The sequence below is a fragment of the Erwinia wuhanensis genome (genome assembly GCF_030484085.1).
Classification (GTDB): Bacteria; Pseudomonadota; Gammaproteobacteria; order Enterobacterales; family Enterobacteriaceae; genus Erwinia; species Erwinia aeris.
Genome location: NZ_JAUJUH010000009.1, coordinates 212,442 through 225,099, shown reverse-complemented (window position 1 = coordinate 225,099; position 12,658 = coordinate 212,442). Strand labels below are relative to the sequence as shown.

Here is a 12,658-nt window from a genome sequence, read left to right as displayed (position 1 = left end):
CCGAACTCAGAAGTGAAACGCCGTAGCGCCGATGGTAGTGTGGGGCCTCCCCATGCGAGAGTAGGGAACTGCCAGGCATCAAATTGCGATAACCCCGACCTCACGGTCGGGGTTTTTTGCGTTTGTGCGCCGGGAAAACCCGGATAGCGATCGTAAATACTCAGGCTAACAGAAGGACAGACGTAATCACCCGAGCCAAACGCGTATAAAAGATGCATAAAAGCTCGCCTCGTCCCACTGCTATCATATTTCAGCCCGCCACCAGGCTTGCTATTCAGCTTTTGGCTATTTTAAACGCCACTCAACGCTTTTTTTTGCTGCAAAAATATGCGAAAGTAGAGCCAAAAAAGCTTTTTTCCGTCATTATTTTTCTGCGTGCACAGCAGTTTTTTGAGCCTGCTCATCCTGGCGTAAGCGCCATTTCGCAGTAAATCCTTCCACGCTTCCACTCTGAAATCGGGTAAACTACGGGCAGATAAATTTGTTAAGGCCGTCTCATGTCCAGCCAGCAGCACTCTTTACAACCTTTCAATACATTTAATCTTGATGTCTCTGCACAAAATATCGTTATTGCTACCACGGCAGAAGCGTTAAGCGCCGCCTGGCAGGAAAGCCAGCGCCAGCAGCGACCGGCACTGTTAATAGGCGAAGGCAGCAATATCCTGTTTTTAAAGGACTTTAACGGTACCGCCATCGTCAATCGTATCAAAGGCATAACGGTAAAAGAGAGCGCGGAAGCCTGGCATCTGCATGTAGGCGCCGGAGAAAACTGGCATCAGCTGGTTCAGTACACGCTGGAAAACGGGCTGCCAGGGCTGGAAAACATGGCGATGATCCCCGGCTGTACGGGATCGGCACCGATTCAGAATATCGGCGCCTATGGCGTCGAGTTAAAAAACGTCTGCGAGTATGTCGATATTCTGCATCTGTCTGATGGTCAGGTCAGCCGCCTTTCTGCGCAGGACTGCCAGTTCGGCTACCGTGACAGTATCTTCAAACACCAATATCAATGCGGCTACGCCATTATCGCCGTTGGTCTGATCCTGCAAAAGCAGTGGTCACCTGTCATCACCTACGGCGATTTAAGCAGGCTTTCTTCAGCTACGGTCACGCCACAGCAGATTTTCGACTCGGTATGTGCGATGCGCAGCAGCAAGCTGCCCAATCCTGCCGAAACGGGCAATGCCGGCAGTTTTTTTAAAAATCCGGTGATCGCTGCGGAACAGGCGGCCGCTATTGCGGCAGACTGGCCAGATATGCCGCGCTATCCGCAGGCTGACGGCAGCGTAAAGTTGGCTGCGGGCTGGCTGATCGATCGCTGCGATCTTAAAGGCTATACGGTAGGTGGCGCGGCGGTTCATCAGCATCAGGCGCTGGTCTTGATCAATAAGGATCGGGCGACCAGTGACGATATTGTGGCGCTGGCGCATGAAGTTCGTCAGCGTGTTGGACAGAAATTCAATGTATGGCTCGAACCTGAAGTGCGCTTTATCGGCGCCGAAGGCGAGCAGGATGCCGTCGGAGTCATTGCATGAAAGATCAAACCGTTCCGTTAAAACTTGTCGCCATTCTGGCCGACGGCGAATTTCATTCCGGCGAACAGCTGGGCGAGCGGCTGGGCATGAGCCGTGCCGCCATTAACAAACATATTCAGACGCTCAAAGAGTGGGGCATTGATGTTTTTACCGTAACCGGTAAGGGCTATAGCCTGTCAGGCCCGATCCAGCTGCTGAATGAAGAAACAATCCTCTCACAGCTGGATCAGGGCGGCCTGGCGGTGATCCCGGTGATCGATTCCACCAATCAGTATTTGCTGGACAGAATGGCTACGCTTCAATCCGGCGATGCCTGCGTGGCGGAATATCAGCAGGCGGGTCGCGGTCGTCGTGGGCGTCAGTGGTTTTCTCCCTTCGGCTCCAACCTTTATCTCTCTATGTACTGGCGGCTGGAGCAAGGCCCGCTGGCTGCGATGGGGTTAAGTCTGGTTATCGGCATTGTGACGGCGGAAGTCTTACAGGCGCTGGGCGCAAGCGATGTCAGGGTAAAATGGCCAAACGATCTTTACCTGAACGATCGTAAACTCGCCGGCATTCTTGTGGAATTAACGGGAAAAGCGGGCGATGCGGCGAATATCGTGATCGGCACAGGCATAAACCTGGCGATGCGCTCGCCGGACGCCAGCGTAGTTAATCAGGCGTGGATTAACCTGGAGGAAGCGGGTGTCACCATAGACAGAAACAAGCTGGCTGCCAGCCTGGTCAATAATATGCGCGGATCCCTTCAGCTTTTTGAGCGTGAAGGCCTGGCACCTTTTATTGAGCGCTGGAGTAAGCTGGATAATTTCCTGAACCGGCCGGTGAAGCTGCTGATAGGCGACCGCGAGATACCGGGCATCGCCAGAGGCATCGATCAGCAGGGCGGCTTGATCCTGGAGCAGGATGGCGTGCGCAAATCCTGGGTTGGCGGCGAAATCTCTTTGCGTCCACAGGATAAATAAAAAGGGGCCGTAGCCCCTTATCGTCCTCTCGTGAAAGCGTTAACGGGCTTGCAGGAAAGCCAGCAGATCCTCGTTAAGCTGCTGCTGATGCGTAACGGCGAAGCCATGCGGTGCGCCGTCGTAAATTTTTAGCTGCGCGCCCGTGATGGTTTCGGCGGCCAGCTTGCCGGTAGCCTCAAAAGGCACGACTTGGTCGCTGCTGCCGTGAATAACCAGCGTCGGCACGTCGATCTTCTTCACGTCCGGGCGGAAATCGGTTTCTGAGAAAGCGGTCACGCAGTCGATAGTGCCTTTCAGCGAAGCCAGCAGCGCGATATTCAGCGTCTGCGTTTTTACGCCTTCCGATACCGTCATTCCCTTGTTGAGGCCGTAAAAGGGCGTGGCGAAATCGCTGATAAACTGCGCGCGATCCTTACGTAATCCTGCCTTGATATCGTCAAAAACAGATTTGTCCACGCCTTCCGGATGGTCATCGGTTTTGATAAAAATCGGCGTAACCGCACCCAGCAGCGCCAGGGCGCTAACACGTTCGGTGCCATAGCGGCCAATATAGCGGGTCACGTCGCCGCCACCCATCGAGAAGCCGACCAGCGTAATATCGTGCAGATCGAGATGTTCGATTAGGTCATTAATATCGGATGCGAAAGTGTCATAGTTATACCCTTCCCATGGCTGATCGGAACGGCCAAAACCACGACGGTCGAAGGCAATAACGCGGTAGCCGCGTTCGGCCAGAAAATTCATCTGGCTGTCCCACATATCGGCATCCAGCGGCCAGCCGTGACTGAACAGAACCGGCTTACCCTTGCCCCAGTCTTTGTAATAAATCTGCGTACCATCCTGCGTCCTGAACGTGCTCATGCGTGTTTCCTCAGCTTATGGTTGGGTTGACTCGTTAACCTTAGCCTCAATTACGCCAGAAAGAGAAAGCAAAATATTTAACAAGCGATGAAATAATGATGGAGATCCGCCTGGCTTAGATAACGCGTAGTCTGACTACTGCTGCTGGCAGTGACGCCCCTGCCATCAAAACCTGTTTTACCCGCTGCTTTGCAAGGAAAAGTAAATTGTGAAGTTCATCCTTTATTATTCAAAAGAGAATAGTTATCGTTATCATGCGCATTTACTAAATCATGATAAATAATCAGGGATATGATTAATGGTTGAAACAAAGAGTTTTAAAATCAAGCCGTTGGCGATGGTTATCGCCTGCTTTGCAAGCGGCCCGGCCTGGACGGCTGAAACAGAAGCAGTCAAAGATGACGAGGCGGAAATGGTGGTGACCCGCTCTGCTGAAGAGCAGTTAAAACAGCAGCCGGGCGTTTCTGTCATTACTGCGGAAGATATTGCCAAAGAGCCGCCCGTTAACGATCTTTCCGACATTATCCGCAAGATGCCCGGCGTAAACCTGACCGGCAACAGCGCCACAGGCAGCCGCGGTAACAATCGACAAATCGATATTCGCGGCATGGGGCCGGAAAACACGCTGATCCTGATTGACGGCATACCGACGAGGTCGCGCAATTCTGTGCGCTACAGCTGGCGTGGGGAACGCGATACGCGCGGCGACAGCAACTGGGTGCCGGCAGAGATGGTCGAGCGTATAGAAGTACTGCGCGGGCCAGCGGCGGCGCGCTACGGCTCCGGCGCGGCGGGCGGCGTGATCAATATCATCACCAAACGCCCCACCAACGACTGGCACGGTTCACTGTCGCTGTTTACCAGCCAGCCGGAAAACGACAAGGAAGGCGCCACCAGACGCGCCAACTTCAGCCTGAGCGGCCCGCTGGCGGGCGAAGCGCTGACCGCGCGGCTGTATGGCAATATCAATAAAACCGACGCCGATGCTTACGATATCAATACCGCAGAAAACGGTAGCCACGCGGCGGGTCGGGAAGGGGTACGCAACAAAGATATTAACGCGCAGCTCTCCTGGAAAATGACGCCGACGCAAATTGTCGATTTCGATGTGGGCTACAGCCGCCAGGGCAATATCTATGCGGGCGATACGCAGCACAGCAACGGCAATATCAGCGATCTGGTGCCGACGCTGTACGGCCAGGAAACCAACCGCATGTATCGTCAGAGCTATGGCATCACGCACAATGGCGTCTGGGACTGGGGGCAGTCAAAAGTCGGTTTCTACTACGAGAAAACCAACAATACCCGTCTGCATGAAGGCACGACAGGTCGCGTAGAGGGAATGATCGACAGCGAGACTTATGACACCAGCCGTCTGCAAAATTACCGCACCAGCGGCGAAGCAACTATCCCGCTGGAAAAATGGCTGGAGCAAACGCTGACGCTGGGAGCAGAGTGGAACCGCGAAGTGCTGAACGACCCCGCTTCGATGCGCGCTACCAATGCCAGCGGCGTATCGGGCAGCGGCATCACGGACAACCGCAGCGCTAAAAACAGCGCGGAGATGAGCGCGTTTTATCTGGAAGATAACATTGAGCCGGTCGTCGGCACCAACCTGATCCCCGGTTTACGCATTGACTATCACAGCAAGTTTGGCGCTAACTACAGCCCCAGCCTCAATGCTTCTCAGGCATTAGGTGAACACTTCAAGCTGAAAGCCGGTATCGCGCGCGTATTTAAAGCGCCTAACCTCTATCAGTCCAGCGAAGGCTATTTGCTGAAAACGCGGGGCAACGGCTGCCCGATCGGGATCGACAGCAAATGTTATTTGATGGGCAACGACGATCTGGATCCGGAAATCAGCATCAATAAAGAGGTTGGTCTGGAGTTTGCTAACGCGGGCTATGCGGCAGGGATTACCTATTTCCGTAACGACTACAAAAATAAAATCGTCTCCGGCACGGATTTTATTGGCATAGCTTCGGATGGTTATCATGTTCTGCGCTGGGAAAACGGCGGCAAGGCGCTGGTGGAAGGACTGGAAGGTAGCCTGACTATTCCTTTGATCGAAGAAATGCTGGAATGGCGTACCAATGCGACCTATATGATCACTTCGGAAAATAAAGACACCGGCAATCCGCTGTCGATTATTCCTGAATACACCATTAATACGATGCTGGATTATAAGGTGACCAGCAAGCTTTCTACCAACCTGAACTGGACGTTCTACGGCAAGCAAAAACCTCGTCAATACGCTGAAAGTAATACCGAAAATGGTTCACTTTCCGATAAGGAAGTTGCACCTTACTCTATCGTGGGCGTTGGCGTGAACTATGCCGTAATAAAGGATGTACAGCTGAAAGCGGGCATCAACAACCTGTTCGACAAGCGTATTTATCGTGAAAACGAAGGGGCTTCGACCTATAACGAGCCTGGCCGCGCCTGGTACGCGGGCGTTACGCTTTCGTTTTAAGCACGGATAAAGCCAGCCCCGGCTGGCTTTTATTTCCCTTCGCCGCTGGTGATTGATCGCGTACGCGGCCGCCACATTCGTTTTTTATTTTGAAATTACCTTTTCCCCTGCAGGTCGTTCCCTGCGTAAATATAAGCGTGCCTATACTCCCTTCAATATCCTCAGAAAAAGGCCCTAATCGCCTTACTACCAACGCAGCGGCAGACTTAACAAGGGGCGTCCACTATGGCCAGGCTAAAAGCATTTATTCGTTCCCATCGCTGGCTAACTTTACTGGCAGGATGCTTCATATTATTGGCCCTGACGCTTATCGCCTGCCGTTTATTTAGCGGTATGGCTGCTGAAAAAGTTTTTCCGGATCTGGCGCAGCCGGAAGAGACGGAAGCGCCTTCCACCTTTACCACCTACCGCGCTTCGCTGGCTACGGAAGCGATTCTGGGCGGCCAGGGCACGGGGCTGAACTGCTCCATCCCGAAACTGATGGAAAAAATCGCTTTCAGTCCTGCGGAAGACGGGTCGGCTATTTCTCTGCGCTTTCGTCAGGCCTGCGTGATGCACGACCTCTGTTACCGCCATGGCTATGCGACCTACGGTTATACCCAGGCGGACTGCGACAGCCAGCTCCAGCAGTCCGCCTATCGTTTATGCCGACAGATCAACCGGCAGGGAAACTCTCAGGATCCGCTGTCGGCGTACGCGGCTTGCGAACACGAGGCGAAAGAAGTGCTGCTGGGCGTAACGCTGGGCGGAGCAGGCTCTTTTCACAGCAGAAGAAGCTCGACCTGGTTTGAGTACGATCCGCAGCCGGCCAGGGCCGACGATTACATTGTAGGACGTGCCGTACCCCAGGAAACCGTCAGCGATCCGGGCCGGGATTTTGGCGTTCGCACCTTCTACTTTCGCCGCAACACCGTAAAAATGCGCGTGCTGGCGACGCCGCCGGAAAGCAGCCGCGTCAGCGCGCTGCCTTTTCCCGGCGTGCTGGTGGTCACGCCGCCGATAGTAACGGACAGGCCCTCAGGTGAAGATGCCGCGCTGCCGCCGCTGGTTTCCCTGGCTCGTAACTCCTATAGCGATACCAGCGTTCACCTGATCCCGTTTGCCATCGCCCGGCAGGAAACGCCGCAGAAGTCGAGCCATGCGCTGAGCTTTCCCGGCTGTGCTCAGGATGCCTGTTCGCAGGATGCCGACGCCTCAATCAATAAGCTGGCCGTTATTGATAACCAGCCGGTGCTGGTTTCGTTGACCCATCGCGGCGTACTGAGCAGCAACAAAACCACGGTAAAAATCGAGCAGAACGCGTTTATGCCGGGCGATGTCAGAAAGCCCATGACCGATTACGCGCTGAACGGCCCGTCAACCTCCGTCCACAATCAGTATCGCTTCCTGTCACACGATATGCTGTTTGAACGGGACGACGTCGGCCATATCACTCATGCGCTAGTTTTTGCTCGCGGCGTAGGGGTTTCGGCAGACGGCAGGCAGTTTATTCGCGATGACAGCGGGGAAGATTACGCCACGCGCGTGGCGGTAGCGCGGCAGAGGCTGGGCAACGGCCACACGGGAGAGATCCAGCGCTTCTTTTTAAATGCCGCAGAGACGGATGAGCCGCTATCGTCGGTTCGGTTGGGTAAAGCGCAGGGCACGGCGCTGCTGGCGCTGGCGTGGTCGGCAGCCGATCTGCGGCGGGTAGAGAGCGGAAAACCGGCAAACCATCCGCCGCTGGTCAAAATCTGGCGGCTACCGCTAAACGGCGCCAGGCCGGATCCCGTACCGCAGGCGCTCAGCGTGCCCGTACCCGTGCCTAACGGCTACATCAGCCTGCCGCCGATTATGGCCCGCCTGAGCACGCAGGAGGCGCCGCTGATGATCCTGACCCGCGTCGCGCCGGATCGCTGGCAGAATGAGAATACCCGTCCGACAGCGGTTATAACCGATACGCTGGCGATCGATTTCGTGATGACATCGCTGCTTACCGAAGCCGACGGAAAAAACCGTTTTGCCAACAGCTACCAGCTGCGCTGCGAAATTAGCCTGGATAAGCAGCTTCAGTCCCCGGAGGCCAGCTCGCTAAGGCAGCGTGCTTATCGCATCCGCTATGGGCGCTATAACCCGACGCTGGAGGCGCAAAACCCTGCCTGGCAGCTTAACGTCGTTAAATCCGATCTGGCCCGTCGCTGGCGGATGAGCCAGCCGATTGTTTCGGAACGGCAGCTTGCTGACGGCCCGGTGATGGCGCTGACAATGGTTTTTAACGGGTTTCCGGCCATGTCTTTTCAGGCGTTGTTAAAGGCGGAAAACGGGCAGCTGCGCTATTTGCCTGCGGACACCCTGCCGCGTTTTATCAACAGCTGCTCGTTAAAGGCGCTGGCAAACGGGCAATAAAAAAGGCCAGCGAAGGCCGGCCTTTTTTTATGGGATGCGCCGTTAGCGCATGGTGACAAACTCTTCCGAGCCGGTTGGGTGGATAGCCACGGTATTGTCGAAGTCTTTCTTGGTCGCGCCCATTTTCAGCGCCACCGCGAAGCCCTGCAGCATTTCATCCATGCCGTAGCCAATGCCGTGGATGCCGACGATCTTCTCATCTTTGCCCACGCAAACCAGCTTCATGCGGCACGGCTGGCGGTGCTGCGTTACGGCGGTATACATAGCGGTAAAGGCGGATTTATAGACCTTCACTTCGTCATCGCCATACTGCTCGCGCGCCTGCGGCTCGCTCAGGCCCACGGTGCCGATAGGCGGATGGCTGAAGACCACGGTTGGCACGTTGCTGTAATCCAGATGCTCGTCCGGCTTGTTGTTAAACAGGCGTTCGGAAAGACGACGACCGGCGGCTACGGCTACCGGCGTCAGCTCGACGGCACCGGTGTTGTCGCCCACGGCGTAGATGCCTTTCACGTTGGTGTTCTGATACTTATCAACGTTGATATAGCCTTTCTCGTTCAGCTCAACGCCGGTCACGCTCAGATTCAGGTTGTCGGTAGCGGGTTCACGACCGATGGCCCAGACCAGACAGTCTACGGTCTGCTCTTTGCCGTTTTCCAGCTGCAGCGTCAGGCTGCCGTCGGCGTTTTTAATCACCGCTTTCGGAATCGATTCGGTATGCAGCGTCGGGCCTTCCGCGTTCATCACTTCCACCAGCGTATCCACAATCAGCGGATCGAAGGTACGCAGCGGCGCGTGTTTACGCACGAACAGGTGAGTTTCAGAGCCTAACGCGTTAACCACGCCTGCGATCTCAACGGCGATATAGCCAGCGCCGACCACGGCAGTGCGTTTTGGCAGCGCGTCCAGGTCAAAGAAACCGTCAGAATCGATACCGTATTCCGCACCCGGAATAGACGGATGGACTGGACGGCCGCCGGTCGCGATCAGAATATGATCCGCCGTGATCTTCTCACCGTTCACTTCCACCGTATGGGCGTCGACAAAACGAGCGAACCCTTTGATGACGTCTACGTTATTTTTGCCCAGCACGTTATCGTACGAGGTATGAATACGGTCGATATAGGCGCTACGGTTCTTAACCAGCGTCGCCCAGTCAAAGCTGTTGACGGTGGTATTAAAGCCGTAGTCAGGGCCATACTGATGAATCGCTTCGGCGATCTGCGCGGCGTGCCACATCACTTTTTTCGGCACGCAGCCGACGTTCACGCAGGTGCCGCCAAGGTCTTTCGCCTCGATCAGCGCGCATTTTTGTCCATACATGGCCGCACGATTAATGGAAGCGATGCCGCCGCTGCCGCCGCCGATAGCAAGGTAGTCATAATGTCTGGTCATCGAAAGAGTTCCATAAGGGTCGAATTAATTGGCACTAGTGTAACGCCTGACGGCCAAATGCCGCAAAGTTTGCGTCTATGATTGTGATAGGGCGGGCGCGTCAGAAGCGCGGATAAACGGCATAAAGCGTGCCGTAAATCGCTATTTTTGATTTAAAAACCGGCAAAGAGAGACGGAATGGAACTGCTTTTTTTAGGTACCGGCGCGGGGACGCCAAGCCGCCAGCGCAACGTTACCAGCATCGCTTTAAATTTACAGGGCGTACGCAGCGGCAGCTGGCTGTTTGACTGCGGCGAAGGAACGCAGCATCAGATCCTGCGCAGCGCGGTCAAGCCCGGCAAACTGGAAAAGATTTTTATCACTCACCTGCACGGCGATCATATTTTCGGCCTGCCGGGTCTGCTGACCAGCCGCTCGATGAACGGCATCAGCGAGGGGATCACGCTCTACGGGCCGCCAGGCATCAAAACCTTTGTGGAGATGTCCCTCAGCCTGAGCGGCTCGTGGCTGACTTTTCCGCTGGAGATTGTGGAAATCGGCGCCGGAGAGCTTTTCAGCGACGAGCATTTCCGCGTCACGGCCTTTCCGCTGACGCATCCGGTGGAGTGCTACGGCTTTCGCATCGAAGAACATGACAGGCCCGGCATGCTGGACGCGGAACGGCTGCTGGCGGACGGCATCAAGCCCGGACGGCTGTTCCAACAGCTCAAGCTGGGCAAAACGGTCACGATGGAGGATGGGCGCGTAGTGGACGGCAGCCGCTATCTTGGCCCGGCGATTAAAGGGCGGACGCTGGCGATTTTCGGCGACACGGCGCCCACGGCGGCGGCAAGCGCGCTGGCGGCTGAGGCTGACGTCGTGGTGCATGAAGCGACGCTGGAAGCCGCCATGGAGGAGAAAGCCAACGGTCGCGGCCATTCGTCAACGGTGCAGGCGGCCACCATGGCAAAGGACGCGCGGGCGAAAAAGCTGATTATTACCCATCTCAGCTCGCGCTATCTGCGTGAGGATGCGGAACGACTGCTGGCGGAGTGTCGGGCGATTTTTCCGGCTACCGAAATGGCGCACGATTTTGCGCTGTTTCCGCTATAGCTAACGCGGTCGGGCAGCGCCCGACCGGCAGGCCGGGCTTATTCCGGCACGATCCAGCTGACTTTGGTATGGCCGGTGCCCGTTGGCACCAGCTGCTTATGCAGCCACGGCAGCACGTTTTTCATCTGCTGCTCCAGCTTCCACGGCGGGTTAATCACGATCATGCCCGATGCGGTCATGCCACGGCGATCGCTGTCCGGCAGTACCGCCAGTTCGATTTGCAGAATGCGGCGAATGCCCGTCGCTTCCAGCTCGGCAAACATACGTTTGATCTGCTGGCGCAGTACCACCGGATACCACAGGGCGAACACGCCGGTGCCGAAGCGCTTGTGGCCTTCCTGAATGCTTTTCACTACCGCCTGGTAATCCGTTTTGATTTCGTAAGGCGGATCGATCAGCACCAGACCGCGACGCGACGGCGGCGGCAGTTTGGATTTCAGCTGCTGGTAGCCGTCCGCTTTTTCCGTCCGCGCGCGCTCGTCTTTCTGAAACTCATTGCGCAGCAGCGGATAGTCGCTGGGATGCAGCTCGGTCAGGTTCAGCTTGTCGTAAGGGCGCAGCAGATGGCGCGCAATCAATGGCGAGCCGGGATAAAAACGCAGCCTGCCGTTAGGATTAAGCGCTTTCACACAGGAAAGGTAGCTTTCCAGCTCTTCCGGCACGTCGTCCTGCTGCCAGATTCGGGCAATCCCTTCCAGATACTCTCCGGTCCGTTCGGCATGTTCGCTGCCCAGCTGATAGCGTCCGGCGCCCGCGTGAGTATCGAGATAGAGGTAGGGTTTATCCTTCTCGTTAAGCGCGTTAATGATCAGGCTCTGAACGGTATGTTTGAGAACGTCGGCGTGGTTGCCGGCGTGAAAACTGTGGCGATAACTCAGCATGTCGTGGGATTTGTCCGGTGGGAAAAAAGCAAGTGTGCCGCACGAGCGGCACGATTCCTGCCCAGTATAACCGTCTGGCGGAAAAAATGCGCTATCCGGGCTGATGCAGCCAGAAGGGATAGGTAAAAAACAGCAGCTGCAACAGATTAAAAGCAAAATGCACCAGCGTGGAAACCCAGACGCGTCCGCTCCACAGCCAGGCCAGGCCGTAAATCACGCCGGCCAGCGCGGCAAAAAAGACCAGCATCGGCCCGCCTGGGTAATGTACCAGGCCGAACAGCACGGCCGTAATCAGCAGCGCCCACACGTTGCCGAGCCGCTGGCTCAGGCGCTGCTGCACGTAGCCGCGAAACAGCGCTTCTTCGGCCAGCGAAACAAAAAACAGGTTAGCCAGCATAAAAGCGCCGAGCCAGGCCGGCTGATGCAGCTCCACTTGCAGGCCGCCAGCCAGCGTGGCGATCAGCAGCAGCGTGGGCATAGAGAGCAGCAAAACCAGCCACCACAGCCGGTTAGCGGGCGGCGCGGCCGGACGTTTCAGCAGCGTTGGCAGGCAGCCCAGCAGCACAAAGGGGATCAGCGCCTTGTCAAAGTTGTAATAGAAGGTAAAAGGCGCGCTCTCTGGCCCAACCTGCACGCCGGAAACGATGCGCAAATTATTAAAGCCCGGCACAAGATGCAGCATCAGCGCAACCGCACTCAGCAACAGCAAGGCTTCTCCGACCGCGCCCAAAGCGTTTCGCGCCTGCTGCCTGTAACAAAAAAAGGCGACGGTGCCCATTGCCGCCAGCGCGCCGAGCGCCGGTAGCTGCACGGTATGATTGCTGACGCCCACAATCAGCGAGACAGCCAGCAGGGTCAGCGAAACGCGGCGGTAAAAAGGCAGAAAGAACAACGATGCGGCAAGGCAGTACCACATAAAGACGCTCCCTGTGAGTCAACAGAATAAATTGCGGAAAAAGTATGCTCCCGCTGCGCTTTGCAGGCAATTGCCTTTTTTAAGCCCGCCGGTGCCCCATTGATTTTCGCTACACTTAACCTCATGTTAGCTTAATCGCGCGCGGCAACGCGCCCCAT

General features: G+C 56.0%; 10 protein-coding genes and 1 rRNA gene. 7 read left to right on the top strand and 4 right to left on the bottom strand.

Translation table 11 applies throughout. From position 1 onward, the window contains the following. The 4 genes from rrf to birA form a co-directional block, all read left to right on the top strand. Positions 1 to 77: ribosomal RNA gene (rrf, locus tag QZH36_RS21495) — 5S ribosomal RNA — on the top strand; the annotation flags it as partial. A gap of 135 nt (positions 78 to 212) precedes the next feature. Further along, a complete protein-coding gene (locus tag QZH36_RS19890) occupies positions 213 to 431 on the top strand; it encodes a hypothetical protein (protein ID WP_301730956.1) in 219 nt (72 codons plus the stop codon). A 66-nt stretch (positions 432 to 497) separates the two neighbouring features. Further along, positions 498 to 1,535, top strand: a complete 1,038-nt coding sequence (murB, locus tag QZH36_RS19885; RefSeq protein WP_301253351.1) for a UDP-N-acetylmuramate dehydrogenase — start codon at positions 498 to 500, stop codon at positions 1,533 to 1,535. Continuing rightward, positions 1,532 to 2,497 carry a bifunctional biotin--[acetyl-CoA-carboxylase] ligase/biotin operon repressor BirA gene (gene birA / locus QZH36_RS19880; RefSeq protein WP_125289992.1) on the top strand — a complete coding sequence of 322 codons (966 nt, stop codon included), beginning with the start codon at positions 1,532 to 1,534 and terminating at the stop codon, positions 2,495 to 2,497. The genes murB and birA overlap by 4 nt, the downstream gene beginning before the upstream one ends. A 39-nt stretch (positions 2,498 to 2,536) precedes the next feature. Here birA and QZH36_RS19875 read toward each other — a convergent pair whose 3' ends face one another. Then, positions 2,537 to 3,358, bottom strand: a complete 822-nt coding sequence (locus QZH36_RS19875; protein ID WP_301253350.1) for an alpha/beta fold hydrolase — start codon at positions 3,356 to 3,358, stop codon at positions 2,537 to 2,539. Positions 3,359 to 3,656: 298 nt separating this feature from the next. Between QZH36_RS19875 and QZH36_RS19870 the strand changes: the two genes are divergently transcribed. Beyond that, positions 3,657 to 5,831 carry a TonB-dependent siderophore receptor gene (locus QZH36_RS19870; protein ID WP_301730955.1) on the top strand — a complete coding sequence of 725 codons (2,175 nt, stop codon included), beginning with the start codon at positions 3,657 to 3,659 and terminating at the stop codon, positions 5,829 to 5,831. A 294-nt stretch (positions 5,832 to 6,125) separates the two neighbouring features. Continuing rightward, a complete protein-coding gene (locus QZH36_RS19865) occupies positions 6,126 to 8,216 on the top strand; it encodes a hypothetical protein (RefSeq protein WP_301730954.1) in 2,091 nt (696 codons plus the stop codon). 42 nt (positions 8,217 to 8,258) lie between these two features. On the opposite strand, the gene gorA is transcribed toward QZH36_RS19865, so the two are convergent. Continuing rightward, positions 8,259 to 9,611 carry a glutathione-disulfide reductase gene (gorA, locus tag QZH36_RS19860; RefSeq protein ID WP_301253347.1) on the bottom strand — a complete coding sequence of 451 codons (1,353 nt, stop codon included), beginning with the start codon at positions 9,609 to 9,611 and terminating at the stop codon, positions 8,259 to 8,261. A 177-nt stretch (positions 9,612 to 9,788) separates the two neighbouring features. Here gorA and rnz point away from each other — a divergent pair, with 177 nt between their 5' ends. Beyond that, positions 9,789 to 10,703 (top strand): ribonuclease Z, encoded by a 915-nt coding sequence (gene rnz / locus QZH36_RS19855; RefSeq protein ID WP_301730953.1) that lies wholly within the window; start codon positions 9,789 to 9,791, stop codon positions 10,701 to 10,703. 38 nt (positions 10,704 to 10,741) lie between these two features. Here the strand turns inward: rnz and QZH36_RS19850 are convergent, their stop codons facing one another. Further along, positions 10,742 to 11,584 carry a 23S rRNA (adenine(2030)-N(6))-methyltransferase RlmJ gene (locus QZH36_RS19850; protein WP_253457340.1) on the bottom strand — a complete coding sequence of 281 codons (843 nt, stop codon included), beginning with the start codon at positions 11,582 to 11,584 and terminating at the stop codon, positions 10,742 to 10,744. Positions 11,585 to 11,675: 91 nt separating this feature from the next. Then, positions 11,676 to 12,500, bottom strand: coding sequence for a CPBP family intramembrane glutamic endopeptidase (locus QZH36_RS19845; RefSeq protein WP_301730952.1), 825 nt, complete (start codon positions 12,498 to 12,500; stop codon positions 11,676 to 11,678). Positions 12,501 to 12,658: the final 158 nt, after the last annotated feature.

Coding starts and splice junctions, on each gene's coding strand:
- murB (WP_301253351.1), top strand. CDS start 498: ATGTCCAGCCAGCAGCACTCTTTACAACCTTTCAATACATTTAATCTT.
- gorA (WP_301253347.1), bottom strand. CDS start 9,611: ATGACCAGACATTATGACTACCTTGCTATCGGCGGCGGCAGCGGCGGC.
- QZH36_RS19850 (WP_253457340.1), bottom strand. CDS start 11,584: ATGCTGAGTTATCGCCACAGTTTTCACGCCGGCAACCACGCCGACGTT.
- rnz (WP_301730953.1), top strand. CDS start 9,789: ATGGAACTGCTTTTTTTAGGTACCGGCGCGGGGACGCCAAGCCGCCAG.
- QZH36_RS19845 (WP_301730952.1), bottom strand. CDS start 12,500: ATGTGGTACTGCCTTGCCGCATCGTTGTTCTTTCTGCCTTTTTACCGC.
- QZH36_RS19875 (WP_301253350.1), bottom strand. CDS start 3,358: ATGAGCACGTTCAGGACGCAGGATGGTACGCAGATTTATTACAAAGAC.
- QZH36_RS19890 (WP_301730956.1), top strand. CDS start 213: ATGCATAAAAGCTCGCCTCGTCCCACTGCTATCATATTTCAGCCCGCC.
- QZH36_RS19870 (WP_301730955.1), top strand. CDS start 3,657: ATGGTTGAAACAAAGAGTTTTAAAATCAAGCCGTTGGCGATGGTTATC.
- birA (WP_125289992.1), top strand. CDS start 1,532: ATGAAAGATCAAACCGTTCCGTTAAAACTTGTCGCCATTCTGGCCGAC.